This is a genomic window from Acinetobacter sp. BZX-2 (assembly GCF_055179795.1).
Window position 1 is genome coordinate 2,016,846 of record NZ_CM143686.1, and the last position, 26,003, is coordinate 2,042,848.

Below are 26,003 nucleotides of genomic sequence, written 5' to 3' on the forward strand. Positions count from 1 at the left end.
GAATTAACGAACAATTCCGCGTTTAGATTCCAATATTGAATCAATCAGCAATTGCGCTTCTTCAACTTCTGGAAGAATATCCTGACGGATTTTTTCAATTGCTTGTTCAGTCGTTAAACTCTCTTTATAGATCAATTTAAACGATTCTCTTAAGCCCTGAATCACCTTCTTAGACCAGCCTTTACGACGCATGCCTTCAACATTCATACCATAGGCATGTGCAGGATTTCCAGATACCATCACATAAGCAGGAACATCTTTAAGGATCAGTGAAGCACCACCAATCATGCTATATGAGTCAATTTTACAGAATTGGTGAATACCTGAGTTACCACCAACAATGACAAAATCACCAATATGTACATGACCTGCAATTCCAACATTATTCGCAAAAATGTTGTTATCACCAATGACACAATCATGTGCAATGTGTGTATTTACCATCAGTAGGTTATTGCTCCCCACTTTGGTCAGTCCTTGATCTTGAACTGTGCCACGATGCAAACTGCAATGTTCACGAATTTTATTATTGTCACCAACTTCTAACCAAGTTTCTTCACCTTGATATTTCAAGTCTTGACAAACTTCACCTACACTGGCGAATTGAAAAATTTCGTTATTTTGTCCAATACGTGTAAATCCACCAATCACAACATGAGAATGGAGCTTGGTGCCTGCTCCAATAGTCACTTGTGGCCCGATAACTGAATATGGACCAATTTGAACATCTGGTGCTATCACTGCAGATGAGTCAATAATAGCGGTTGGGTGTATTAGATCGTTATTGCTCATGCCTGCTCTAATTTCTGATGAGAAATGATAATTTCAGCGGTTGCTGCCACCATGCCGTCAACGCTAGCAGTACATAAATACTTGTAAATGCCACGTTTTTGCATAAGTAATTCAGATTTTAGCACGAGTTGATCACCAGGCACGACTTGTTTTTTAAAACGTACCTTTTCAGCGCCTGCAAATAAGAACAAAGAACCCGGTCTAGGCTTTTCATTGTTCATAATAAAACCTAACACACCTGAAACTTGTGCCATCGCTTCAACGATTAAAACACCAGGCATAATAGGATAACCAGGGAAATGCCCCTGCATAAACTCTTCATTAATTGAAACGTTTTTGTACCCGACAATTCCGTTCTCTGTAACTTCTGTTACACGATCCACAAGCAAAAATGGATAACGATGTGGTAAATACTCACGAATCGTTTGAGTTTGCATAGGTAATTCAGGAACCGTAAAAGGTAGAGATGTAGACTCAGTCATAATTATTTACGCGATTTTAAAGTTGATTCAATGGACTCAATTTGAGTCTGCATATGATCCATTTGTTTAACCAATTTGGTCAATGGCACATCTGCTAATTGTCTTAAACGAACAACCGTTCTTTTCCAATGGTTTGTTTCAAATTGTCCTGTACCTGAAGAATACGAACCCGCTTCAGAAATATTTTTTGTGACTATTGACATTCCAGTAATCGTCACATTATCTGTAATTTTTATGTGACCTACAATACCCACAGCACCAGCGAGAATACAGTTTTTGCCAATGATCGTACTTCCAGCAATTCCGCACTTGGCAGCTATAGCCGTATTTTCACCAATCTGTACGTTATGAGCGATTTGCACAAGGTTATCAATAATGACGCCATCTGAAATAATTGTATCATCCAAAGCGCCGCGATCGACACTACAATTTGACCCAATACGCGCATCATTTCCAATGCGCACAGAGCCCAATTGAGCGATCCGATTCCATTTGCCCTGATAAGGCGCAAAGCCAAAACCTTCACCACCAATGACCGTATTGGCATGAATACGAACCCGGTCACCAATCTTACTTTGACCTGCCAAAGTTACATGCGAATCAATAAAACAATCTTTACCGATTTCAACATCATCATCAATTTTCACATGTGACTGGATCACCGTATTTGCACCCACCACACAGTCTTCACCAATAACCACATAATGACCGATATAAGCATCATCAGCGATAATTGCAGACGGTGAAATTTGCGCAGTACTTTCGATACCACGTTTGTTCATTTTAATTTCAAACTTATGGGTTAAGATGGCAAATGCGAGATATGGATTGGCGACTACAATAAAGTTTTGATGATGATTTAGCTGTGCTTTGATTTCAGCTGTAACAATCAAAGCCCCCGCTTGAGAGTTTTGAGCCGCATTCAAATGTTTATCGCCATTTACAAAAGCAATTTGATTTGCCTGAGCGCGCTCTAAACTTGCAAGACCATTGAGGGCTAAATTGGGTTGACCAATTAGCTCACCTTGAACAAGTTGAGCTAATTCATCGAGATGATAATAGTTTGATCTCATTGATTATTTAATTGCATTAACCTTTTGGATCATTTTAGCAGTTATATCGTTCTTTGCGTCATATGCAAGTGCTGAATTTTTATTCAAAATATAATCTAAACCACCTTCTTGGCGCAATTGTTCAGCAGCTTGCTTTACACGAGTTTCAAAAGCAGCATTGGTACTTTGGATTGTACTTTGAACTTTGGCTTGTACGCCTTGTTGAATGGTTTGAAACTCATTCACTTTCGCTTGATACTGTGCATTGATTTGTTGCACATTTGCGCCCTGCGCTTGCGCTTTTTGTTTCAAAGCTTCGATATCTTTCGTTATTTGCTCAAGTTTTGCAGTTTGCGGTTTCACTGACTGTTCAAGACTTGCATTTTGCTGTTTTAAATACGTACTACTTTCGACAACCTTTTCTAAATCAACCACACCAAAACCAGCCGCTTGGGTTAATCCAGCAAGACCAAGACCTAAGCCCAATACAACCATCTTCATTGTTTTCATATTTGTTCCTTAATTATGCTGTTATTAAATCCGAGAAGGATCGTACTTAGAAAGTACGACCGATCTCAAATTGAATTTCTTTGGTTTCATCACCCGGTTTATCATTCAATGGGAATGCATAGCTTAATGAAAGTGGACCGATCATGGTAATCCATGTAAAGCCGACACCCACGCTATAACGCATATTACTCAAATCAAAATCGTAGTTATCTTTACAGTATTGTTTTGCATCAACAGGTGTGGTTGAACCATTTAAGTAAAGTGGACCAGTTGCTGTACTACAATCAGTATCAAACACTTGAGCACCTTCTGCAAAAATCACTGGACGGATTTGACGTGCCCAATCACCTTTAAATGGAACAGGTAATGCCAATTCTGTACCAAATTGGATCAATGCATTACCACCGACTTCTTCAGGATCATAATCTTTGGTTCGTGATTCGTTATACGTTACACCTGGGTACTGCGGCCCTAGGGTACTGTTGTCATAACCACGGACTGAACCAAAACCACCTGCATAGAAGTTCTTATAAAATGGTAGATCATTACCATAACCCAACTTACCATAGCCTCGTAATACAAAATCACGACCTAATGGGAAATAAGTTTGCGTGTCATAAGTCACTTTTTGGTATTCAACATCACTGCCCGGCAATGCAATTTCTGCATTTACACGATGTGAAGTACCATTGGTTGGGAAAATTGGACGGTTTAATGTGTTATAAGACCAACCTAAATTTAAGTTATAGGTTAAGAACTTGCCTTCAAACTCATTATCGTAAGGAATCCATTGATCATCATTAGCTCCACAAGTTGCAAGTGTTTCTGGATCATTGTCATAATCCTGCGTTCCGTCTGCACAATAACGACCTTGACTACCTTTTGCTTTACCACCATGCTTTAACAAATAATCACGTACATAAGTCGAAACATAAGCACCTGTGGTGACTTTAGTTTCGTCAATATTTAGACCCGCACTAATATTTTGATTCTCATCAATTGGATAACCAAAAGTTAAACCACCACCAATACTGTCTGTTACATAGTTATTAACGTTATAGTCATCATTTAACTTAGTTTTACGATAGTACAAGTTATAACCACGACTGACACCATCAATGGTGAAGTAAGGGTCAGTCACACTAAGGTTATAATAATCTTGTGTTTCAGAACGTGATAAATCGATCGCTACACGGTTACCTGTACCCAAGAAGTTAGTTTGACTCAAACCTGCTTGGAATGTAATACCACCATTCTGCGAATAACCGACCGCCAAAGTACTGGTACCTGAATGTTGTTCTTCAACTTCAACATTCAAATCCATTTGGTCAGGTGCATTCGGCACACGAACAGGTTTAACATCAACTTTACTAAAGAAACCAGTACGCTCTAAACGCACTTTCGATAAATCGATTTTCTCATTACTCGCTAATGCACCTTCCATTTGGCGCATTTCACGACGTAATACTTCGTCTGCAGTCTTGGTATTTCCAGTAAAGTTAATACGACGAACTGTAACTTGTTGTCCTGGATTGATATAATAATTTAAATCAACAGTATGTGTTTCATTATTGATTTCAGGAACCACATTCACTTCGGTATAGTAATAACCTGCATTACCATACTTACGCAGTAAAAGTTGCTTCACAGCATTCACTTTTTCTTGTGAATAGGTAGTACCATCTTTATAAATTTGCAGTGCTTTAAGTTCATCAGGCTTATAAAGCGCATCACCTAAAAACTTAGATTCGCCAAATTTAAACTGATCACCTTCTTTTACAGAAACCTCAATAAAGATATGTTTTTTATCTTCACTAATATTTAAATTTGAGCTGTTTACATCAAAATTGATATAACCTTTGTTCAAATATAAAGCACGTAATGACTCTAAGCTTGCCGCCATTTTTTCACGTGCATAACGGTCATTACGAGAAATAACCGACAACCAACCACTTTCTTTTACTGCAAAAGCTTGTTTAATGTCGTCATCTTCAAAGACCGTATTACCAATCACATTGATATCAAAAACTTTAGCTGGCTTACCTTCATTGAACTGAATATCCAAATCTACACGGTTATTTGGTCGTGCAACTTGTTCAACACTGATATCAGCATCATAACGACCTTGTTGAGCATATTGTTGCTCTAACTCTGTCTCTAAAGTTTGTAATGCAGATTTTTTTAGAACTTCGCCTTCAGCCAAGCCCATTTTCTTTAAACCTTCTTCCAAAGCTTCCTTTGGAATAAGCTTATTACCTTTAAAATTAATTTTAGAAATAACGGGACGTTCAACCACTTTAAAAACAAGAACATCATCTTGTTTAGATGCTTGAATATCATCAAATGAGTTTGAAGCATACAAAGCACGGATTGAATCAGCAATCGCAGCATCATTGACACGTTGACCACTGGTTATGGGTAAAAGTGCAACAACATTATTTTGTGTTAAACGAACCAAGCCATCTACACGGATATCTCGTGCAATAAACTCATCTGCAGCTTGTACTTGTTGTACAGCCGCCATAGCACTAACCAGTGCCAATGGCATAAATAAATGTGATTGCTGCATGCCTATTATTTTCCAGTAAGTTAATCCACTATTACGTTATAAACGCATAAAATCATTAAATATTGCCAGAAGCATCATGCTCCCGAGCAGTACCATACCAATTTTTAGCCCAACCAATTGTATTTGTTCAGAAACAGGTTTACCACGAATTGCTTCTATTATGTAATAAACCAAATGACCGCCATCCAACATCGGTATCGGCAATAAATTCAATATCCCTAAACTCACACTCATCAGTGCCATGAATGAGATAAAGGATTGCCAGCCCATTTCCGCAGTTTGACCTGCAACTTTAGCAATCGTAATCGGCCCTGATAAATTATCCAAGCCAATTAAACCACGAACCATTTTCACCATAGAATTCAAAATCATTGCTGAAATTTGACCTGTTTTTTCAACAGCAACGCCAAATGCTTCAGCAGGATTATATTGAATCGTTTGCTTATATTCAGCAGGAATGGTTAGTTTGTCAGTCTGCGCTTGCACACCCAACATCCCCGTAACATTCCCCATATTGTCTTGTTTACCTTGCGGCATGACTTGTAAATGTACAATTTGACCACCGCGCAGCACATCTACATTAAGTAACTTTTCAGGTGATTTTTGTACCACATCTACCACATCAAACCAATCTTTCATTTTGACTTGGTTGATCGCTAAGATTTGATCACCCTCTTTCATCCCTTGACGAATCGCTGCGCCATCACTCGTCAACTTATAAACAGTTGCAGGAATGTGTGGGCGGTAAGGTGTAAACCCAAGTACATCAAATGGAGATTGGCTTTGATCTTTTAAAAAGCTTTGTATCGGCAACTCAAATGATTTTAATTGACCATTTCGTTCAGCCTGAACCACGATTGTGCCTGTTTCACCAACTCGATCAACCAATGCATAATTCAGCTTTTCCCATGTATTGATTTGGGTGCCATCCACTGCAACAATTTTATCGCCTTTCTGCATTTGCACTTGAGCTGCAGGAGAATTTGGCAAAATGCTTCCTACACGTGTATTCAATTGCTCTTGCGAAGGTAAGAATAAAATCCAGAACAAGAAAACAGCAAAAATCAAATTAATCAAAGGCCCAGCAGCAACAATGGCAATACGCTTCCATGGTGGCTGACGATTAAAAGCATAAGGAACATCTTCTGCACTGACATTGCCTTCACGTTCATCCAACATTTTGACATAGCCACCAAGGGGCAATGCTGAAAGTTGATATTGGATTCCTGACTTCTTTGAAGTCCATTTCAGCAAGGTCGGCCCAAAACCAATTGAATAAACCAGAACTTTAACACCAAGTTTGCGTGCAACCCAATAGTGTCCAAACTCATGAATTGCAATCAAAGGACCAAGCAAGAATATGGCTGCAACGATGATAAATAAAACACTCATGATCAGCTTTCCAATTGGGTGATACGTTTAGATGCAACTTGACGCGCAAGTTGATCAATCTGCAAAATCGTTTCAATCGAATCTGCTGAACCATTTTGAACGTGATTAAGCGTATGTTCAACCACCTGTGGAATTTCAAGAAACGAAATCTGTTGTTGCAAGAAAGATGCCACCGCGACTTCATTCGCAGCATTCAAAATTGCTGGTGCTAAACCACCTGCTTGCATTGCCTGTCTTGCGAGTTTTAAAGCTGGGAAACGAACCATATCTGGCGCTTGGAAATCAAGTTGCGAATGTACAAACAAATCCAAAGGAGCAACATGCGTTTCAATTCGCTCAGGCCACGCAAGTGCATGTGCAATTGGTGTACACATATCAGGATTACCCATTTGCGCCAAAGTTGAACCATCCACATATTGAACCATTGAATGAATAATACTTTGTGGATGCACAACAACTGTAACAAATTGTTCTTGAATTGAAAATAAATGACACGCTTCGATTAATTCTAAACCTTTATTCATCAAAGTAGCTGAATCAACAGAGATTTTTTGTCCCATAGACCAGTTGGGATGCTTACATGCCTGCGCTGGTGTGACCGCTTGTAATTGTTCTAAGCTATGATTTAAAAATGGCCCACCCGATGCTGTTAACAAAACTTGTTTAACACCCTGTTTCGGCTGGCCATTACTTTCTGTTTGTAGATAATTTTGAGGAAGACATTGAAAAATAGCATTATGTTCTGAATCAACAGGTAACAATAATGCTTGATGCGTTTTTGCTGCTTGAAGCATGATGTCTCCAGACATCACCAAAGCTTCTTTATTGGCAAGTAAAACCCGTTTACTGGCTTTCACTGCCGCCAAGGTTGGCAATAAACCTGCCGCACCGACAATTGCAGCCATAACCACATCCACTTCAGGATGTTCTGAAACAGCGATCAACCCTGCTTCATCAGTCAAAATTTCAATATCTGAAATATTTTGGGCATTTAAAAATTGTTGTAATTCATCAACTTTATCAGAAGGTACGACAACACATTTTGGTTGATACTGTTTGCATATTTCACTCAGTTCTTGAATTCTGCTGTGTCCAGAAATTGCAAAAACTGAATATTGCTCAGGATGCTGTTCTAAAACTTTTAAAGTACTGCGCCCGATTGAACCTGTAACACCCAATATACAAACAGATTGTGACATCTATAAATCTACACCAATAAGTTTTAAAACATACATTCCCGCTGCAAAAATTGGAGCTGCAGCAAGTAATGAATCAATGCGGTCAAGCACCCCACCATGTCCAGGTAGAATACGACCCGAGTCTTTAATACCCGCACGACGTTTGATCATAGATTCAAACAAATCGCCAAGTACAGAGCTGAACACTGTTACAATAGACAGTACAAGGAAAAGAATATGTTGTGAAAGCGTTAAATGTAAATAAATGGATTGCACAATGATAATCACGATTGCAACCGTAATAATCCCACCGACTAAACCTTCAATCGATTTATTTGGACTAACATCAGGGGCTAATTTATGCTTACCAAATTTTCGACCAACAAAATAAGCACCACTGTCTGCGCCCCAAACCAATAGGAATAGGTACATTAACCACCATGGATCTTGCTTCCATACATAAAGTATTGCAGTAATTGCAGCGCCTATAAGAACCAAGCCCACAACATTTAAAGTAACGTTGTACCAACCATCATATTCAGGGTAACTTTTAACCCAATATATACTGCAAACCCAAGTCAGAATTGAAGCACTCCAAAGAATGAGTGCCAAGTCATTATAATATAATGCTAAGCCAGAAAATAATGCGGTTAATGCACCAAAACCTGCTGCTTTAATTTTATTCACATGGTCAGATTCTTTTGGCATGAGTTTAAACCACTCATAACCTGCTGCCCCAGCTGCGATAATCATTAACACTAACATTGGATATTGTGAATGCGTTGCAAACATACAAATCAAAACAACAGCAACCAATATCAATGCGGTTATAATCCGCTCTAACATTATAAATTCTCTATATACGCTTGTTGAATTTGTTCAGTGGTTTTCCCAAAACGTCGCTCACGCCCAGAAAAAATATTGAACGCATATTCTAATTCTTTGACTGTAAATTCTGGCCATAAAGTCTCAGTAAAATACAGTTCTGCATACGCTGCTTGCCACAGCAAGAAATTAGAAAGTCGATAATCCCCAGCTGTACGAATCAACAAATCTACAGGCGGTAAATCACCCAAACTTATGTGACGTGCAAACAATTCAGTATCAATTTGATTCACATCAATTTGTTCATCTTTAACTTGTTGCGCAAGTTTACGAGCAGTATCTGCAATATCCCACATACCACCATAACTTATTGCAATTGTTAAAGTCATGTTACTGAAATTAGCAGTCCTTTGTTCAGCATGCAACATTAATTCACGCAGTTCAGCAGAAAGCCGACTACGGTCCCCAATAAACCTCAAAGAGATTTCAAACTTTTCCATACGTGGAATTTGCTCGTGAATTGTCTCTTCTAACAATTTCATTAACAAATCAACCTCAAATTGAGGTCTATTCCAGTTTTCACTTGAAAAAGCAAAAACGGTTAAAGCTTGAACGCCCACTGTTCGGCAATATTCTACAATTGGATCTAGGACATTTTTACCTTCACGGTGTCCATCACCTTTCTGTAGTTGCTTTTTTTTTGCAAAACGGTTGTTGCCATCCATAATGATGGCAACATGTTTTGGAAGATTTTTGTCTTCTGATGTGGTCATTAGAAATCTTAGACCTTCATCAATTCAGCTTCTTTTGCAGCAAGACGTTTTTCAACTTCAGCAACATATTTATCTGTGATTTTTTGGATTTCATCACCTGCACGGCGCTCATCATCTTCAGAAATTTCTTTTTCTTTCAATAATGCTTTGATGTCACCCAATACATCACGACGAATATTACGAATCGCAACTTTTGCATTTTCTGCTTCGTTACGCGCAACTTTCTGCATATCACGACGCGTTTCTTCAGTTAATGCTGCCATCGGTACACGAATAGCATCAGCAGTCACTGGGTTTAAACCCAAATCAGACTCACGAATCGCTTTATCAATTGCACCCACCATTGAGCGTTCAAATGGCTGTACCAACAAAGTACGTGAGTCTTCGACACCGACGTTTGCCACTTGGTTCAACGGAACGTCAGAACCATAGTAAGGAACCATAACACCGTTGAGGATGGATGGATGCGCACGACCTGTACGAACCTTTGCAAAACCATGTTCCAACGAGTCAAGTGACTTGTTCATACGGTCTTCAGCATCTTTTTTAAGATCGTTAATCATATGATCTTCCTTACTTATTTATCTAAATATATTGGGGTTTGTGAGCATTTCATAGATAAATGAAGTATCAACAAACCCGATCTAAAATTGCAGTAGTATAGAGAGCTTTGTGGGTCACGTACATTAGTTTGTAACGTGAGTTCCTTCTTTTTCACCCATAACCACAGAAAGCAATGCGCCAGATTTATTCATATCGAATACTTGTAATGGAACATTGTGATCACGGCATAAGCAAATTGCTGTTAAATCCATTACTCCAAGCTTCTCATCCAATACTTCATCAAAGCTTAAGAAGTCATATTTTACAGCATCGTCATATTTGCTTGGATCTTTATTATAAACACCATCTACTTTGGTTGCTTTTAAGATCAAATTCGCTTCAATTTCGATACCACGTAAGCATGCTGCTGTATCCGTTGTAAAGAATGGATTACCTGTACCTGCAACAAATACGCACACTTCACCTTGTGTTAAGTGACGAATTGCATCACGGCTCGAATAAGACTCAACCACAGCACCAATTGGAAGCGCAGACATCAAACGAGTTTTAATGTTACGACGTACCAAGGCATCACGTAATGCTAAACCATTCATCACTGTAGCAAGCATACCCATTTGGTCACCTGTTACACGACCAACCAAACCATCTTTTTGAAGTTGGCTACCACGATACAAGTTACCACCACCTACAACGATACCCACTTGTACACCCAACCCAACTAAGTGCGCAATTGATAACGACATTTGGTCTAAAACTTGGGCATCAATACCCATGTCTTTATTACCAGCAAGTGCCTCACCCGAAAGTTTCAGCAAAATACGTTCATAACGTGGTTTTTTAGAATCTAACATCACAAAACTCCAATACTTATATCTACAATTTTATTCGTATAAACCTAACTATAATTTGAAATACTTAAACTGATTTAACTCGAATCAATTTTGCATACAGATCGTATTCATCTGCATCGGTAATTTCAACTTCTAGTAAATCACCTGCTTTAATCAGTGATTTATCAATATCTTCAACAAATACATTGCCGTCAATTTCAGGCGCATCTGCATAAGAACGTGCTACTGCAACTGGGAACTCTTCTTCAAGATCATCTACCAGCACAGTCATGGTTTGACCAATACGTTTTTGCAATTTAGCTGCTGAAATCGCCTGCTGCACTTCCATAAAGCGTTCATAACGTTGTTGTTTAATGTCTTCAGGCACATGATCTGGCAAATCATTTGCTGTCGCACCTTCAACTGGTGAGTAGGTGAAACATCCAACACGATCAAGTTGCGCTTCTTGCAACCAATCTAACAACATTTGAAAATCTTCTTCAGTTTCACCAGGGAAACCAACAACAAAAGTCGAACGAATGACCAAATCTGGACATTTCTCACGCCACAATTTCAAACGTTCTAAGGTATTTTCACTGTGGGCTGGTCGCTTCATCAATTTTAAGATGCGCGGACTGGCATGCTGAAAAGGAATATCTAAATATGGCAGGATTTTACCTTGTGCCATAAGATCAATCACCGCATCAACATGCGGATAAGGATAGACGTAATGTAAACGAACCCAAATACCGAGCTGACCGAGTGCTTCGCACATGTCATAGAACTTGGTTTTAACGGGCTGTCCATTCCAAAAATCTAACTTATACTTGGTATCTAAGCCATAAGCTGAAGTATCTTGAGAAATGACTAAGACTTCTTTTACACCTGCTTTTTTCAAAGCTTGTGCTTCATTTAAAACCGAACCAACAGGACGAGAAACCAAATCACCACGCATACTTGGAATAATGCAGAACGTACAACGATGGTTGCAACCTTCTGATATTTTCAAATAAGCATAATGTTTCGGGGTCAAACGAATACCCTGTTCAGGAACAAGGTCTATAAAAGGATTGTGTTTTGGTGGTTCTGGAACGTACTGATGTACCGCTTCCATGACTTCTTGATATGCTGCTGCACCTGTCACTTTTAAGACATTTGGGTGCATCTTACGAATTTTGTCTTCATCTTTACCCAAACAACCTGTGACAATCACACGACCATTTGCGCTCATGGCCTCGCCAATCGCATCTAAAGACTCTTGTACTGCAGATTCAATAAAACCACAGGTATTTACAACAACTAAATCAGCACCATCATAATCTGATGCTACATCATAACCCTCAGTTTTTAACTGAGTTAAAATTCGTTCAGAATCTACCAATGCCTTAGGACAACCTAAAGAAACAAAACCGACTTTGGGGGACTTCATGAATCTGCGCTCCACTAGAATGCGCGTATTGTATGTCTTTTCGAGAGATAAAAATAGTTGAAAACGATACTCTTTGCATCATGCACCAAAATAATACAAAAATTTTATTAAATTTCTTAAATGCACCATTTTAAAACATCAATATGCTAACGTAATGCTTGTAATTACTTTCAACGAACGATAAAGGGCGATTTCTGCGCAATTTTTATAATTCATGTAAGAAAACTGAGCAAATAATAAAAGTTGGCGTGTATTTTGCTATATATCAGCATTATTTATATCTATGAAATTTCCGTGTAAGTTGGAAATATTCAGTGAGGTCAGATGCCATTGCGCTATTTTAAGACAGGAACGCTTTGCTAATGGATCAATACCCAACCATTGATTATAGACTACTTGTGGATAATTTAACCACAGCAATCCTTTTGGTCGATTGCAACTTAAATGTTTTTTATCTGAACTCATCCTGCGAAGCACTGTTTGATATCAGTTTATTACGTGCTGCGGGCCAGCCTGTCATGAATTTATTGCATGCACCAAATGACAGCTTTAATACTTTTGAAGCATTAAGCAATACACTCAAAACAGGTCAAGCTTATACTCGTCGTGAGGCGATCATTAATGTCAACTTTAAAGACAGCCATGTCGATTATTCAGTTTCTCAGCTCAATACTGGCAGACCTTATCATCCATTGCTATTAATTGAGCTTAATCCAATTGATCGTATGCTGAAAATCTCCAAAGAAGAAAATCTAATTCAACAACACCAAGTGGCTCGCCAACTCATTCGTGGCGTGGCACATGAAATTAAAAATCCATTGGGCGGTATTCGTGGCGCAACTCAACTGCTTGCTCGTAGCTTAAATGATCCGCAATATTCAGAATTTACCGACATTATCATCAGTGAAGTCGATCGTCTTCGCACTTTAGCAGACACCATGCTAGGCTCACGCCAATTACCAAGTTATGAACCTGTGAATGTCCACGAACCTTTGGAACGTGTTCGCTCTCTCATTGTCAATCAAACCAAAAAGAAAATTAAGATTACCCGTGATTACGACCTTTCTTTACCCGATGTAAAAGCTGATCGTGATCAACTGATTCAAGTCATGCTCAATATTAGTGTCAATGCAATTCAAGCCATGACTGAAAATAAAGATTTCTTTGTGGAGCATCAGCCTGAGCTGATTTTGCGTACACGTATTCAACGACTTGTCACGATTAATGGCGTACTGAATAAATCAGCCATCCGTATTGATATTGAAGACAATGGCCCTGGTGTTCCCGAAGAAATTTTAGAATCTGTGTTTTATCCGCTGGTTACTGGTCGTGCAAAAGGCACTGGCCTAGGGCTAAGCATCGCCCAAAATATCATGCATCAACATAACGGAATGATTGAGTGCCAATCAGTTCCAGAAAAAACAATATTTAGCTTATATTTACCTTGGGAGTCTCACCATGTCGCATAATAAAATCTGGGTTATTGATGACGATCGTGCAATGCGTTGGGTCTTGGAAAAGACTTTCAAAGAAGAAGGCTTTGATGTGACCAGCTTTGAAGAAGCTCAGTCTGCGCTAGATCAACTTCCAAACAATGCACCTGATGTCATCCTAACGGATATTCGTATGCCAGGTATCGATGGTCTAACCTTTCTAAGCAAGGTAAAAACCAATTATCCAGATCTACCTGTCATTATTATGACTGCACATTCTGATTTGGAATCTGCGGTTTCCAGCTATCAAACAGGTGCTTTTGAATATTTACCAAAACCTTTTGATATTGATGAAGCTTTAGCACTGGTGAATCGTGCGATTTTGCATATCAATAAATTACAACAACAAGAATCTGCAAAAGCGACACCGATTCAATCGACTGAAATTATTGGTGAATCTCCTGCCATGCAGGAAGTGTTCCGTGCAATTGGTCGCCTGTCACAATCTCATATTACTGTGTTGATTAATGGTGAATCTGGTACAGGTAAAGAATTGGTTGCTCATGCTTTGCATCGCCACTCACCACGTAGCAGTAAACCTTTTATTGCATTGAATATGGCTGCGATCCCTAAAGACTTGATTGAAACTGAATTGTTCGGTCATGAAAAAGGTGCGTTTACAGGTGCAAATACGCAACGCCAAGGTCGCTTTGAACAAGCCAATGGCGGCACACTATTTTTAGATGAAATTGGCGATATGCCATTTGAAACCCAAACCCGTTTACTGCGTGTTTTGGCAGATGGTGAGTTCTATCGTGTAGGTGGTCATATCCCTGTACGTGTAGATGTGCGTATTGTGGCTGCAACCCATCAAGATTTAGAAAAATTGGTGAATGATGGTCGCTTCCGTGAAGACTTATATCATCGACTAAACGTGATTCGCATCCACATTCCAAAACTAGCACATCGTTCTGAAGATATTCCTATGTTGGCACAGCACTTCTTGGCACGTGCTGGTAAAGAGCTGGGTGTAAGTCCAAAAATTTTACGCCCTGAAACACAGGAATACATTCAACAATTGCCTTGGCCGGGAAATGTGCGTCAACTTGAAAATACTTGCCGTTGGTTAACGGTCATGATTACGGGTCGTGATGTTTATCCTGAAGACTTACCTGCTGAGTTAAAGCAAATTCCAATTCAAAAACCAGATGATTTGGCACAAATCCAATCAGGTGTGGATCGTATTGCTTTACATCATTGGGATGAATTATTAGGTCAATGGGCCATTCAAAAGCTTAAAAATGGCGAAATGAAAATTTTAGACATTGCAACACCAATGTTTGAACGTACATTAATTGTCGCTGCACTACAACAAACACGTGGTCGTAAACGCCATGCTGCTGAATTGTTAGGTTGGGGACGAAATACCCTAACACGCAAACTTAAAGAATTAGGTATGGATTCTACTGAAGATGATGAAGAGGAAGATAAGTCTTTGGTCAGCTAATACAGCTATAAATTAAGCTTAGCATCATTGAATATGCCATACATCGCGTCTTGCCTTGTATGGCTTTTTATATGGTGAATGGCTATTCTGCTGCTAGTCAAAACCTTTGTAATAATTCAATTGGTATCCAATGAGCATTAGCACACCAAGTTAATCATTTTAATTCACTTATAAAATAAACATAATTCGCATTTAAATCGTTAAATTCCACTTCTTTATTCTGTGTTAATAAAAATTCAAAAACATGAATAAATTTCATCTTTCATACACTACCCCACACCACAACAAGATTGATCAAAACCTCTGCTACTTCAAACCGATCACTCACTCAATTGTTATATTTTTATACGCTTAAAATTTACTTCAAATCCTAAAACCAGTGGCTGGTTTTAATGTTTATCATTTTTATTGATGTATATATGAGTAAAATTCCCGAATAAATGAAAGAAATTCACTCTTTTTGGTCAGGTTTCGCTAGTCCAAAAGTCCAAGTCGTTGTAACATATTGCGTCTTTATAAATTACTGCGATAGGACTTTCATGCGCGAGTATGCTGTTTTTACTTCGGAATCTGTAAGCGAAGGTCATCCTGATAAAATGGCGGACCAAATCAGTGACGCTATTTTGGATGCAATCTTAAAAGAAGACCCTTATGCACGGGTTGCTTGTGAAACATTAGTAAAAACTGGTGCGGTAGTCCTTGCAGGTGAAATCACAACAACAGCCAACATTGATTTTGAAAATGTTGTTCGTCAAACCGTAAATGGTATTGGCTATCATCATACTGACCTAGGTTTTGATGGTTCAACCTGTGCTGTAATCAATATGATTGGCAAACAATCTCCTGAAATTGCACAAGGTGTTGATCGTCAAAAGCCAGAAGACCAAGGTGCAGGTGACCAAGGTTTAATGTTTGGTTATGCAAGCCGTGAAACTGATGTGCTTATGCCAGCACCGATTTCATACGCTCACCGTTTAATGGAAAAGCAAGCTGAATTACGTCGCAATGGAAGTTTGCCATGGTTACGTCCTGACGCTAAAAGCCAAGTGACTTTTGCTTATGAAAATGGCAAACCTGTTCGCTTAGATGCTGTCGTGCTTTCAACTCAGCATGATTCTGAAATTTCTCAAAACAACTTAAAAGAAGCTGTGATTGAAGAAATCGTTAAAAAGATTATTCCTGCTGAAATGTTCCATGCTGGTACTAAATTCCACATCAACCCAACAGGTATGTTTGTGATTGGTGGTCCAGTTGGCGATTGTGGTTTAACGGGTCGTAAAATTATCGTAGATACATACGGTGGTATGGCACGTCATGGTGGCGGTGCTTTCTCTGGTAAAGACCCATCTAAAGTTGACCGTTCTGCTGCTTATGCAGGTCGTTATGTTGCAAAAAATATTGTAGCAGCTGGCCTTGCTGATAAATGTGAAATCCAAGTGTCTTATGCAATTGGTGTTGCTGAGCCAACGTCTATTTCAATCAATACATTTAATACAGGTAAAGTATCTGATGAATTGATTATTCAATTGGTTCGTGAACACTTTGACCTACGCCCATATGGTATTACCCGTATGCTCGACCTGATTCAACCCATGTATAAGCAAACTGCTGCTTATGGACATTTTGGTCGTGAAGGTTCTGATCATGCATTTACTTGGGAAAAAACAGATAAAGTTGAAGCACTTAAAGCTTCTGCTAATTTGTAATTTTTACAAGTTGTTAGACATAAAAAAAACTCGCTTCAGCGAGTTTTTTTATGTCTTATTCAGATTAAATTTAGATGAACCAATCAATAGTATCTTTTAAAAACCATTTCCTTCGAAAATGGATCAATGATCGGATTTAGAATCTTGTTGTAACACTTCCAATAGTGAAATTTGAGCAGGTGTTTCAACATGATGATTTTTAATAAAAATGTGCCCCACTTTAAAACTGATCGCAACAACTAAACATGCGAGAATACAGAAAATCCATGCTGCATAAGGACTTCTAATATGTTGTGAGCCACATTTTGGGCAAACCTTATCCGTAGAAGCAACAACCTCATCGCAACAAGCGCAGTGATATTGTAAGATCATTAAAACTCTCCTTTCTATAAGACCTATTATTGTTTTTCTTTGTTACATTATGATTATATCCATTAACATAATGTAACTTTTAAACCCTATTATTAGTGTACATGATCAAGCCATATAAACAAGCCTTATTTTTAGATTCAACAGTAAATAATAAAAATTGATATTTAACAAATATTTAAATTAATCAAAAATTAAATAATACGAAATAGGTTCATTGACTTTCAACATTCTCTTAAACAAAAATTCACGTTATAATTTACAAAATTTTAATTTTATTTTTGGAGTCTATTTTGGTGCAACTTATCAAAAAAGGTGGTTTGCGCGAACGCGCTAATCGTAGTCGAAAATATTCTCACTCTGAAAATAATATTACAACTCTAGACCCGCATAAGTATGTCACCACTGATCAGTCTCAGGCTGAACATTCTCAATCTCAAGAAAAACCCGTTGCTCTAATAGATTCAAACAGCCAAAAGGTTGAAGACAACCCCTCAAAAGATTAGAACATTTTAGCAACGTCAATCCATAAAAACACAGCAAACAATAAGAAGAAACTGCCAGAAACAATATCAATATAACTTCCAGATTTTTGATAGAGCGCTTTAATTTTTGGAACAGACATAATCATCATTAACAAGCTAAACACCAAGAAAGTTTGAATTGGAATAATCACTGCCAATTGTGGTTTTATATTCATGCCTTCAACAGAACTCAATGCCAATGAGAATACACTACTGAAATAAATCACAATTTTAGGATTGGCAAGATTGGTGAATAATCCCAATAAAAAATAATGCTTAGGTTGTTGTTCTATTACCCCATCTAAATTTGTACTTTGCTTCAGATGCGTTATTCCACCTTTCAACATGGCATAACCCATTTTCGCAAGAAAGAACCCACCAATGAGCATCAACAGTTGTTGAATCCATGGCCATTGTTCCAGTAAAACTGTAAAACCCAACAATGTCAGTGTAACCCATACCACAACACCAACAGAGATCCCCAAAATGATCTTCAAGGTATTGCTTCGTGTTGTTGAGGCAGCACTTTTTGCGACAAGTAAAACATCCGGCCCAGGACTGAGTTGAGCAACAAAATGCAGTGCGCAGATTGTCAGTAGCATCGACATAAATGATAACTTACTTATTTCTATAAGCTTGATTATACCTATTGATCAATGACTTGGTGAATCACACAGCAAATTCTTCAAAAATTTTCCAATAAAAAAGCTGAATCTTTCGACTCAGCTTTCCTTTAGATTATTTCATCTGCAATTATTTTTGGTTTACATCTTTAAGTTCAATTTGCTTACGTTCAGGTTCGACTTCGTGAGCTTCTCCATCAATAATGGTTGAATTTCGACCGTGACCACCTGATTGCTGGTTCTGCATCTCTTGCATTTGGCGCATTAAATCTGCAAATGGGTTTTGACCTTGAGCTCCGCCCATGTCTCCCATATTGCCCATCATGCCACCCATCATATTATTCATCATGGCTTGTTGTTTTTTCGCCATGAAGTTCATCCCAGCCTTTTGAATCATTTTTTGCACAGGTGGTAAAAGAACCAACAATGCCAAAACATCTGTAATTAAACCAGGAATCATCAACAGGATTCCAGCAAAAGCCAGTGCCATTTTTTTAGTGACAGAAGCATCTGCACCCATTTGCCCTGTCATTTGCATTTGTTGTAATTGCGGCATAATGGTTGCTGTACTTGAACGCACAATGCTCATACCAATCACAAAAGCAATGATGAACCAAAAGAATACATACCAACCACTGATAAATTGAGCAACCCCAATCCAAACAACGATTTCTAATATGATACCGATTAAAATAACGGGAAATAGTTTCATTAAAAACAATTCATCTCTAAGATAAAAATAATTTTCACTAAAAGTTTTATCAGATTTAAATAAAATTCTTAGCTTTAAACATTTATAAGGGCATTTAAAAAAATTTAAAGGGCAAACTTGAAGTTAAACTCGATTTATCCTCATTTTTGCCACTCAAGATCAGACGTTTTATAAAAAAGATAAAGTGCAATCACAGTTCCAATCGGAAAGAAAAACAATAGAATAAGCGCAATAAATCGTGAGGTATTGCGCCCTTTAGTTGTACCCTGCGCTGATTGATCTGCTGCAACATAATGTAAATACAGCATCCAACCAAATATCGCGATGAGGATAATATAAGCAGATAATGCCTCTAAATTGAATTTACTCAGCATTCCGATACCCAGCAAAATTAGACCTAAAACGTAAAGCATAAAAATCAAACGATGAATCCAATAAATGTGCGTATTTTTAATCTCATGTTTTCGATCAAAATGCTTTAAATTTAAGTTTTTAAATGTTACATTACCCTCTAAATACCTTAATTCATTCATATTTGTATGATGAACATACAACAGTCTGAAAATTATACTTACATTTCTTCTATAGAATCATATAATTGAAATACGACTAATGATAAGCAGCACTATGTCTTTAATTATTGGAATTGACCCCGGCTCTCGTTTAACGGGTTATGGCATCATTAAAAAAGAAGGTCAAAAACTCTCTTTTGTCGATGCAGGAACCATTCGAACTGAAACGACAGAAATGCCTGAACGCCTAAAACGGATTTTTGCTGGTGTAGATCGTATTGTCAAATTTCATGGCCCAACAGAAGCCGCTGTTGAACAAGTGTTTATGGCGCAAAACCCTGATTCTGCTCTAAAACTTGGTCAAGCCCGCGGTGCTGCTATTGCTGCTCTAGTGAATTTAGATTTACAGGTTGCAGAATATACTGCCCGTCAGATTAAACAATCTGTGGTGGGTTATGGAGCAGCAGATAAAGAACAAGTACAAATGATGGTCATGAAATTACTCAATCTTTCAATTAAGCCACAATCAGATGCAGCTGATGCCTTGGCTGCTGCAATTTGTCATGCGCATGCTTCAGGCAGTATGAGTAAACTTGCTGTACTCAATGCCCTAGGCGGTATGGCACGTGGACGTAGTCGTAATAGCAGTAGAAGGCGTTAAAGCTTTTAATCAAAATTATGTTAAGCTATTGCTATATTTGATTTAAATTATATAAAAAGATGTCTCACAGAATAAACTTATATGCTTACAACCAAGCAACCCCCCAATTAATTTCACGTATTGGAGAGTGGAAATATGAGATCCCTCTTCTACTTTTCCCTCTTCTACAAAATCCTATTGTCGATGGACATTTAATCTATTTAGACATTGCAGCAGGTATTCCTAAACTGCAAAAATTTTATGATTTTATAGAAAATATGCTGAAATTACATCAACATGAAAATTTTAAAATCAACCGTCATCGCATATTAAGCTATTTAAGTAGCCTTGAAGGAAAAGTATTTTATTTAGATGCCGCAGATGTTTTTGATCTTAATAAAAACTCTTATGTTAGACAAGCTGCCGATTTAGCAGAAGAAATTATTGAAATACAGTCCTTATTTGATCAAAGTATGCAAATTCAATCTTTAGTGCTTTTAAATGACTTATTAACTAAACAATCATTCAACACATGGCTAGACATGCTTGAACATGAGTATGTTCAATATGGATGGAAATTATTTGAAATAGGACAAGTTAATCATTCAGAAGCACATATATTTAAAGACAATAACAAATATGGACTAAAAGATTATCAAAATAAAATCATTGTTGAAGCAATTTATGATTATATTTATTGGTTTAGTGAGCATGGTCACAGTATTTTAATCAATAATGAAAAATATGGAATCATTAACACTATTGGCGAAATTATTATTCCAACTGAATGGGATTATATTGAACAATTGGATGATAAAAACTATCACCGCTTCATTGCCGTAAAGAATTCTGCAGTAGGCTTAATCGATCTACAGAGTAACACCGAAATCTTACCCACCATTTACTCAAAGGTTGAATGTTTTCCTAACGGTTATGTTCAAGTTTTAAAAGATCAAAAATACACGGTATTAGATCGATCATTAAATGTTATTTTCGGAAATTCTGAGCTTCCTTTTCAATACTATCAATATGATTTTTTATACGTTCTAAAAGAAAAATCACCTCGAGCAGAATTTTATTCAGGCCAGGGACACGCTTTAGGATTACTTTATCCGAATTATTTAAGAGTTTTAAGCCATGATTTAATTCTAATTAAACCCATTAAAAAAATAGAAAAATATTTTAGACTACTCAATAATTTAGGTCAGTACCTTTATACTGATATTCAAAAAGTTTCACATTTAGAAGACCAACAACAGTTTGCCTTTCAAAGAGAAAATAAATGGTATCTATTTGATATCCGCAATCAAAAAGTATTGAGAGAATTGGCAGATATCAAACCATAATATTTCCCAAAAATGTTTTCCAATAATAGAACCAGCCAAATTCAGCTTAAATTATTCAAAGATAATTGGCGGTGTCTTTGCGAATCTCACGAATACTCGGTTGTTTTGAATAGGTCGCGATAAGCATCTTACCTGAATTGCGTAAATTCTTCTTTTGTTCAGGGTCTATTCGGATTAAAACCAATTCTTCTGGAATACGTGGATTATGCCCCTCTCGGCAAATGATCAAATTTTGATTGCGCTCAAGAATGGTATAATTTGGAAATTCCTTTTGTAATTTTTCTTTGAAAGAAAGTGTTTTATCTTCCTTTTTAGTATCGCCTAACTGCGTGTAAATAATCAGCAAAACACATGCTGCAAAAACAATAGCTACAATTAAATACTTATCAATCATTTTATTTCACTCGAATATATTTTTGCTGTTTCTCATTATACTGATAAACATGGATTTCATTGACAGGTACAATATCATAAGACTCTGTCGTATATTGACGTTTCGTTCCAGAGTATTGAATTTCAATATCATATAAACCATCATGCTCCGTCTTTAAAAAGCGATAATGACCTTGTGTATTGTATGTTCTTTCGTCCCCAGTCACTTCATTGTCATTACTTATTTCTGCGACTTCTAATTTGCTAAGTATCTGATTTTCATCAAAAGGGACAATATTTAACTTTGTAAATGAATACCCCTGCCGACTAAACGCTTGTTCTTCTACATAGCCTTTGATTTTAGGACCAATCTTTTTGATATTTTTAATGATTTCCTCGCTAGGATAAGGAACATAGTGATAATCCAAATTTAACCAACCACTCTCATCCTGACTTTGGCTCAATAATTCATAGTGTTGATCTGCATTTTTCTGGAAAATGTACACTGTGGTAAGACTTGTACAATTACCACAAAATTCTAACTCATCAGGATTGTATGGAGAAATAGCGCGTTGCGTGATTGTAAACAGATAACGTAATTCATTTTGTGGATTTCTATAAGTTTTTGCAGGACTAAAGATTAAAACACCACTCGCATCTTCACCTTGTGCATTTTCTATATTCTGAATGCCGACATACTGTAGTTGTTGCTGTTCAAGCACAGGAATCTTGACATATTGAAGGTCTTTTTGATGTAAAGACATCATTACTGTTTTAAAATTTAAATCTTTAACTACGATTTTGTCTGTCGTCTTTTCTACTGACCTGTCAGTTGTTTTTTCTACATTTTTGATCGGCATATGATCTGCAAAACTTTGCTGACTACAACTCAGTCCAAATAACAGACTTAGAAACATCATTTTTCTATGATTTTTGAGATTCATTTTTATCATTCTTAATTTTAACCTCTTAACTTTTCACCTTACTCTTATAGCTTATATACATTAATCGTGAAGCATTTTAAAACCATCTTAAAGCCATCAAAAAAACGCCTCTTTCTCAAACCAACGACGATACCCTACCTTGCACTTTACCTTGAATGATCAGTTTGACAGCTTTGATATCATGCTACCTGTTGAATTGTTAGGTATTTGATGATTGACTACATAATAAACAGCCTCTGGCATATGTTGCGCCTGTAAACCTCGCTGACCTTGTTGCGCAAGATAATCTCCTGCTAGAGCATGTAAAGTCACAATTTCATGCAAAGCAATTTTCTCAGCGAATTGTGCTTTTAAACTGGCAATAATCCCTGCAAGAACATCTCCCATACCACCAGTCCCCATTCCTGCATTGCCTGCGGTACAAATCCACAGTTGATGATCAAGTATTAGACTACCTGCACCTTTAAGCACCCATTGTCCTGAATATTTCTTTTGCAATTGGTGAATAGCGAGAATTCGATCATTTTCAATATCTTTAATACTACAATTCAATAGTTTAGCGGCTTCACCTGGATGCGGTGTTAAATAAGTATTTGGTTTTAATGCAATCGCATGTTCTGCTAAAAACCACAGTGCATCTGCATCCAAAACCACTTGTAAATGTGTGGCTAAATTGATTTGAGGAAGCCATTTCAAAAACTGTTGTTCTGCCCAATCATCACGCCCTAAGCCCATTCCCAAACTTACAGCATCGACTTGATTGAGCAAAGTTTGAATATCATTCTGAGAGAACGCATTGATATCACGTAACATAATATTCGGTGAACGTGCCAAAATTGCAGTATGATGCTTTTCATGGCAAACAATCGTCACTTTGCCTGCACCTGCACTAAATGCGGATTCTGCCGCCATCATTACTGCACCGCCCATTTCTGCATGTCCGCCAATCACCAAGACATGTCCATAACTGCCTTTATGCCCAAAGGCTTGGCGCTGTGGCAATTGAATCTGATTCGATGACAATTGTGCAATTGGCTTTAATTCTGTATCCGTTGGAATAACTGAAACCACTTCAATCTGACCCGAATATTCCTTCGCTTGTCCAGTAAACAGTCCTGCTTTTAAACCCAAAACCGTATAAGTTCGGTCTGCTTTAATGGCAACGGGTAAAGCTTGCCCTGTATTGGCATTTAAACCACTTGGAATATCTATGGCGATTTTAAGACCTGAATGTGCATTAAATATTTGAATGATTGCTTGCCAAAACTGATCTAAATCGCGATTTAGACCAATCCCGAATAAAGCATCTATATGACAATCAAATTGCGCCATAATCGGATGCTTGAATTCGAATTTATGCTGAGTATTTTGATTGAAAATTTGATGAATCGACAATCGATGTTGCTTTGCAATGTCAACAGCTAGCTTCAAATCTCTAGACTCTCCCAGCTGAGTTGCAAAAATTTCGACCTGATAACCGAATTGTTGTAAATAACTGGCAATACAATAACCATCACCTGCGTTATTTCCTGCACCACACCATACCGCTATTTTTCTAATTTTAGATTCAGAATGTTGAAATAAATGATCGAGACGTTGTGCAATTGACCACGCCACCTGTTGCATCAAACCAAAAGTGCTATTTTGCTGCGCAAACCAACGACGTTCCCATGCTTGTATTTCGTGGCTGTGATAAACTTGTTGATACATCATCTTGCCCTTTTTACTGTTTTAGCCCATTGATTTTACTATGCCAGCAACTTCATCTTCACCACACATCCCTTTGCAACAGATTGATTCACAGGAATTAAAACTTTGGATCAAGCAACAAGCTTTGCAATTAGGTTTTGCTGATTGTGTCATTGCTCGCCCGGATGCTCAAGCTGAATTAGCTCGATTTAAAGAATATTTAAAACGTGGCTATCACGGTGATATGAAGTTTCTTGAAGAAAATTTAGAAAAAAGAGCTGATCCCACACTTTTAGTTCCAGGTACAAAAAGTATCATTTGTGTGCGAATGAATTATTTAGTTGAAACACCCAAACCACGCTATGTACCCGATGAACCGAATGTTGCAATTATTGCACGCTACGCACGTGGGCGTGATTATCACAAAGTTATGCGTGGTCGTTTAAAAACCTTAGCCAGTAAAATTAAAGAAAAAGTAGGCGAATTTGAGTCTCGTCCATTTGCAGATTCCGCACCTATTTTCGAAAAGTCTTTGGCTGAAAATGCAGGAATGGGTTGGACAGGAAAACATACCTTACTCATTCACAAACAATCAGGTTCTTTCTTTGTATTGGGTGAATTATTCACTTCTCTAGAATTGCCTTTTGATGAAGCGACAACATCACATTGTGGATCGTGTACAGCCTGTATTGATATTTGCCCAACGCAAGCAATTGTTGAACCCTATATGCTTGATGCACGTAAATGTATTGCTTATTTAACCATTGAATATAAAGGTATCATTCCTGAAGAGTTGCGACGTGGTATTGGTAATCGGGTCTTTGGCTGTGATGACTGCCAGTTGATTTGTCCTTGGAATAGTTTCGCTAAAAAAGCCACGATTGAAGATTTCAATCCTAGACATGGTTTAGACCAAATGACGCTATTGGACTTATGGCACTGGGATGAAGCAACTTTTTTAACCTGTACCGAAGGTAGTCCAATACGGCGCACTGGTTACCAAAGTTTTATGCGAAATATCGCAATTGGCCTAGGAAATGCACCTTTTTCACCGCAAACTTTGCAAGCATTGCAACAAAATAAATCACAACATGATGAAGTTGTGCAAGTCCATACTGACTGGGCTATTGCAGAACAACTACGTAAACAACTGGAAAATTAAGTGTGTTATTTTCATAATTTTAACTCAAACTTGAATTTTCAGATATTTGCAAAATTCGTATTTTTTCC

26 protein-coding genes are annotated in these 26,003 nt (G+C 37.7%); 7 read left to right on the forward strand and 19 right to left on the reverse strand.

Annotation, left to right across the window (positions count from 1 at the left end; translation table 11 throughout):
* Positions 1 to 3 precede the first annotated feature (3 nt).
* From lpxA to rimO, 12 genes are all read right to left on the reverse strand, one after another.
* A complete protein-coding gene (gene lpxA, locus ACY45D_RS09520; RefSeq protein ID WP_463106528.1) occupies positions 4 to 792 on the reverse strand; it encodes an acyl-ACP--UDP-N-acetylglucosamine O-acyltransferase in 789 nt (262 codons plus the stop codon).
* The gene (fabZ, locus tag ACY45D_RS09525) at positions 789 to 1,274 is read right to left on the reverse strand and encodes a 3-hydroxyacyl-ACP dehydratase FabZ (RefSeq protein WP_010111473.1); all 486 of its coding nucleotides are present in this window, start codon (positions 1,272 to 1,274) and stop codon (positions 789 to 791) included. The genes lpxA and fabZ overlap by 4 nt, the downstream gene beginning before the upstream one ends.
* Positions 1,275 to 1,276: 2 nt before the next feature.
* On the reverse strand, positions 1,277 to 2,347 hold the full coding sequence (gene lpxD, locus ACY45D_RS09530) for a UDP-3-O-(3-hydroxymyristoyl)glucosamine N-acyltransferase (RefSeq protein ID WP_463106529.1): 1,071 nt from the start codon (positions 2,345 to 2,347) through the stop codon (positions 1,277 to 1,279).
* Between the two features lie 3 nt (positions 2,348 to 2,350).
* Positions 2,351 to 2,836, reverse strand: coding sequence for an OmpH/Skp family outer membrane protein (locus tag ACY45D_RS09535; protein ID WP_463106530.1), 486 nt, complete (start codon positions 2,834 to 2,836; stop codon positions 2,351 to 2,353).
* 46 nt (positions 2,837 to 2,882) lie between these two features.
* A complete protein-coding gene (gene bamA / locus ACY45D_RS09540) occupies positions 2,883 to 5,405 on the reverse strand; it encodes an outer membrane protein assembly factor BamA (RefSeq protein ID WP_463106531.1) in 2,523 nt (840 codons plus the stop codon).
* 36 nt (positions 5,406 to 5,441) lie between these two features.
* Complete coding sequence (gene rseP, locus ACY45D_RS09545; RefSeq protein ID WP_463106532.1) at positions 5,442 to 6,797, reverse strand: RIP metalloprotease RseP; 1,356 nt, start codon at positions 6,795 to 6,797, stop codon at positions 5,442 to 5,444.
* 2 nt (positions 6,798 to 6,799) lie between these two features.
* Entirely contained in the window at positions 6,800 to 7,996 is a 1,197-nt protein-coding gene (gene ispC, locus ACY45D_RS09550) for a 1-deoxy-D-xylulose-5-phosphate reductoisomerase (RefSeq protein ID WP_463106533.1), read from the reverse strand.
* Positions 7,997 to 8,821, reverse strand: coding sequence for a phosphatidate cytidylyltransferase (locus ACY45D_RS09555; protein ID WP_463106534.1), 825 nt, complete (start codon positions 8,819 to 8,821; stop codon positions 7,997 to 7,999).
* The gene (uppS, locus tag ACY45D_RS09560; RefSeq protein WP_463106535.1) at positions 8,821 to 9,573 is read right to left on the reverse strand and encodes a polyprenyl diphosphate synthase; all 753 of its coding nucleotides are present in this window, start codon (positions 9,571 to 9,573) and stop codon (positions 8,821 to 8,823) included. The genes ACY45D_RS09555 and uppS overlap by 1 nt, the downstream gene beginning before the upstream one ends.
* A gap of 8 nt (positions 9,574 to 9,581) precedes the next feature.
* A complete protein-coding gene (frr, locus tag ACY45D_RS09565; protein ID WP_010111463.1) occupies positions 9,582 to 10,136 on the reverse strand; it encodes a ribosome recycling factor in 555 nt (184 codons plus the stop codon).
* A 123-nt stretch (positions 10,137 to 10,259) separates the two neighbouring features.
* The gene (gene pyrH, locus ACY45D_RS09570) at positions 10,260 to 10,988 is read right to left on the reverse strand and encodes a UMP kinase (protein WP_089605086.1); all 729 of its coding nucleotides are present in this window, start codon (positions 10,986 to 10,988) and stop codon (positions 10,260 to 10,262) included.
* A gap of 64 nt (positions 10,989 to 11,052) precedes the next feature.
* Positions 11,053 to 12,396, reverse strand: coding sequence for a 30S ribosomal protein S12 methylthiotransferase RimO (rimO, locus tag ACY45D_RS09575; RefSeq protein ID WP_463106536.1), 1,344 nt, complete (start codon positions 12,394 to 12,396; stop codon positions 11,053 to 11,055).
* A gap of 362 nt (positions 12,397 to 12,758) precedes the next feature.
* Here rimO and glnL point away from each other — a divergent pair, with 362 nt between their 5' ends.
* From glnL to metK, 3 genes are all read left to right on the forward strand, one after another.
* Positions 12,759 to 13,865, forward strand: coding sequence for a nitrogen regulation protein NR(II) (gene glnL / locus ACY45D_RS09580; protein ID WP_463106537.1), 1,107 nt, complete (start codon positions 12,759 to 12,761; stop codon positions 13,863 to 13,865).
* Positions 13,855 to 15,336, forward strand: a complete 1,482-nt coding sequence (gene glnG, locus ACY45D_RS09585) for a nitrogen regulation protein NR(I) (RefSeq protein WP_463106538.1) — start codon at positions 13,855 to 13,857, stop codon at positions 15,334 to 15,336. The genes glnL and glnG overlap by 11 nt, the downstream gene beginning before the upstream one ends.
* Positions 15,337 to 15,875: 539 nt before the next feature.
* Positions 15,876 to 17,042: a methionine adenosyltransferase gene (metK, locus tag ACY45D_RS09590; RefSeq protein WP_463106539.1), complete on the forward strand. Its 1,167-nt coding sequence runs from the start codon at positions 15,876 to 15,878 to the stop codon at positions 17,040 to 17,042.
* A 123-nt stretch (positions 17,043 to 17,165) separates the two neighbouring features.
* Here the strand turns inward: metK and ACY45D_RS09595 are convergent, their stop codons facing one another.
* Positions 17,166 to 17,414: a hypothetical protein gene (locus ACY45D_RS09595; protein ID WP_463106540.1), complete on the reverse strand. Its 249-nt coding sequence runs from the start codon at positions 17,412 to 17,414 to the stop codon at positions 17,166 to 17,168.
* Positions 17,415 to 17,704: 290 nt separating this feature from the next.
* Here ACY45D_RS09595 and ACY45D_RS09600 point away from each other — a divergent pair, with 290 nt between their 5' ends.
* Positions 17,705 to 17,917, forward strand: a complete 213-nt coding sequence (locus ACY45D_RS09600) for a hypothetical protein (RefSeq protein ID WP_463106541.1) — start codon at positions 17,705 to 17,707, stop codon at positions 17,915 to 17,917.
* On the opposite strand, the gene ACY45D_RS09605 is transcribed toward ACY45D_RS09600, so the two are convergent.
* The 3 genes from ACY45D_RS09605 to ACY45D_RS09615 form a co-directional block, all read right to left on the reverse strand.
* Positions 17,914 to 18,543, reverse strand: a complete 630-nt coding sequence (locus ACY45D_RS09605) for a LysE family transporter (protein WP_463106542.1) — start codon at positions 18,541 to 18,543, stop codon at positions 17,914 to 17,916. The genes ACY45D_RS09600 and ACY45D_RS09605 overlap by 4 nt on opposite strands.
* Positions 18,544 to 18,688: 145 nt before the next feature.
* On the reverse strand, positions 18,689 to 19,270 hold the full coding sequence (locus ACY45D_RS09610; RefSeq protein ID WP_463106543.1) for an FxsA family protein: 582 nt from the start codon (positions 19,268 to 19,270) through the stop codon (positions 18,689 to 18,691).
* A gap of 140 nt (positions 19,271 to 19,410) precedes the next feature.
* Positions 19,411 to 19,803 carry a hypothetical protein gene (locus ACY45D_RS09615; RefSeq protein ID WP_463106544.1) on the reverse strand — a complete coding sequence of 131 codons (393 nt, stop codon included), beginning with the start codon at positions 19,801 to 19,803 and terminating at the stop codon, positions 19,411 to 19,413.
* 94 nt (positions 19,804 to 19,897) lie between these two features.
* Between ACY45D_RS09615 and ruvC the strand changes: the two genes are divergently transcribed.
* Positions 19,898 to 20,443, forward strand: coding sequence for a crossover junction endodeoxyribonuclease RuvC (ruvC, locus tag ACY45D_RS09620; protein ID WP_120382399.1), 546 nt, complete (start codon positions 19,898 to 19,900; stop codon positions 20,441 to 20,443).
* A 59-nt stretch (positions 20,444 to 20,502) separates the two neighbouring features.
* Positions 20,503 to 21,768 carry a WG repeat-containing protein gene (locus ACY45D_RS09625; protein ID WP_463106545.1) on the forward strand — a complete coding sequence of 422 codons (1,266 nt, stop codon included), beginning with the start codon at positions 20,503 to 20,505 and terminating at the stop codon, positions 21,766 to 21,768.
* A 55-nt stretch (positions 21,769 to 21,823) separates the two neighbouring features.
* Here the strand turns inward: ACY45D_RS09625 and ACY45D_RS09630 are convergent, their stop codons facing one another.
* The 3 genes from ACY45D_RS09630 to ACY45D_RS09640 form a co-directional block, all read right to left on the reverse strand.
* The gene (locus ACY45D_RS09630; RefSeq protein ID WP_463106546.1) at positions 21,824 to 22,162 is read right to left on the reverse strand and encodes a hypothetical protein; all 339 of its coding nucleotides are present in this window, start codon (positions 22,160 to 22,162) and stop codon (positions 21,824 to 21,826) included.
* A 1-nt stretch (position 22,163) separates the two neighbouring features.
* The gene (locus tag ACY45D_RS09635) at positions 22,164 to 23,084 is read right to left on the reverse strand and encodes a hypothetical protein (RefSeq protein ID WP_463106547.1); all 921 of its coding nucleotides are present in this window, start codon (positions 23,082 to 23,084) and stop codon (positions 22,164 to 22,166) included.
* A 159-nt stretch (positions 23,085 to 23,243) separates the two neighbouring features.
* The gene (locus tag ACY45D_RS09640) at positions 23,244 to 24,794 is read right to left on the reverse strand and encodes an NAD(P)H-hydrate dehydratase (protein WP_463109471.1); all 1,551 of its coding nucleotides are present in this window, start codon (positions 24,792 to 24,794) and stop codon (positions 23,244 to 23,246) included.
* A 40-nt stretch (positions 24,795 to 24,834) separates the two neighbouring features.
* Here ACY45D_RS09640 and queG point away from each other — a divergent pair, with 40 nt between their 5' ends.
* Positions 24,835 to 25,935 (forward strand): tRNA epoxyqueuosine(34) reductase QueG, encoded by a 1,101-nt coding sequence (gene queG / locus ACY45D_RS09645; protein ID WP_463106548.1) that lies wholly within the window; start codon positions 24,835 to 24,837, stop codon positions 25,933 to 25,935.
* The last annotated feature ends 68 nt before the right edge of the window (positions 25,936 to 26,003 follow it).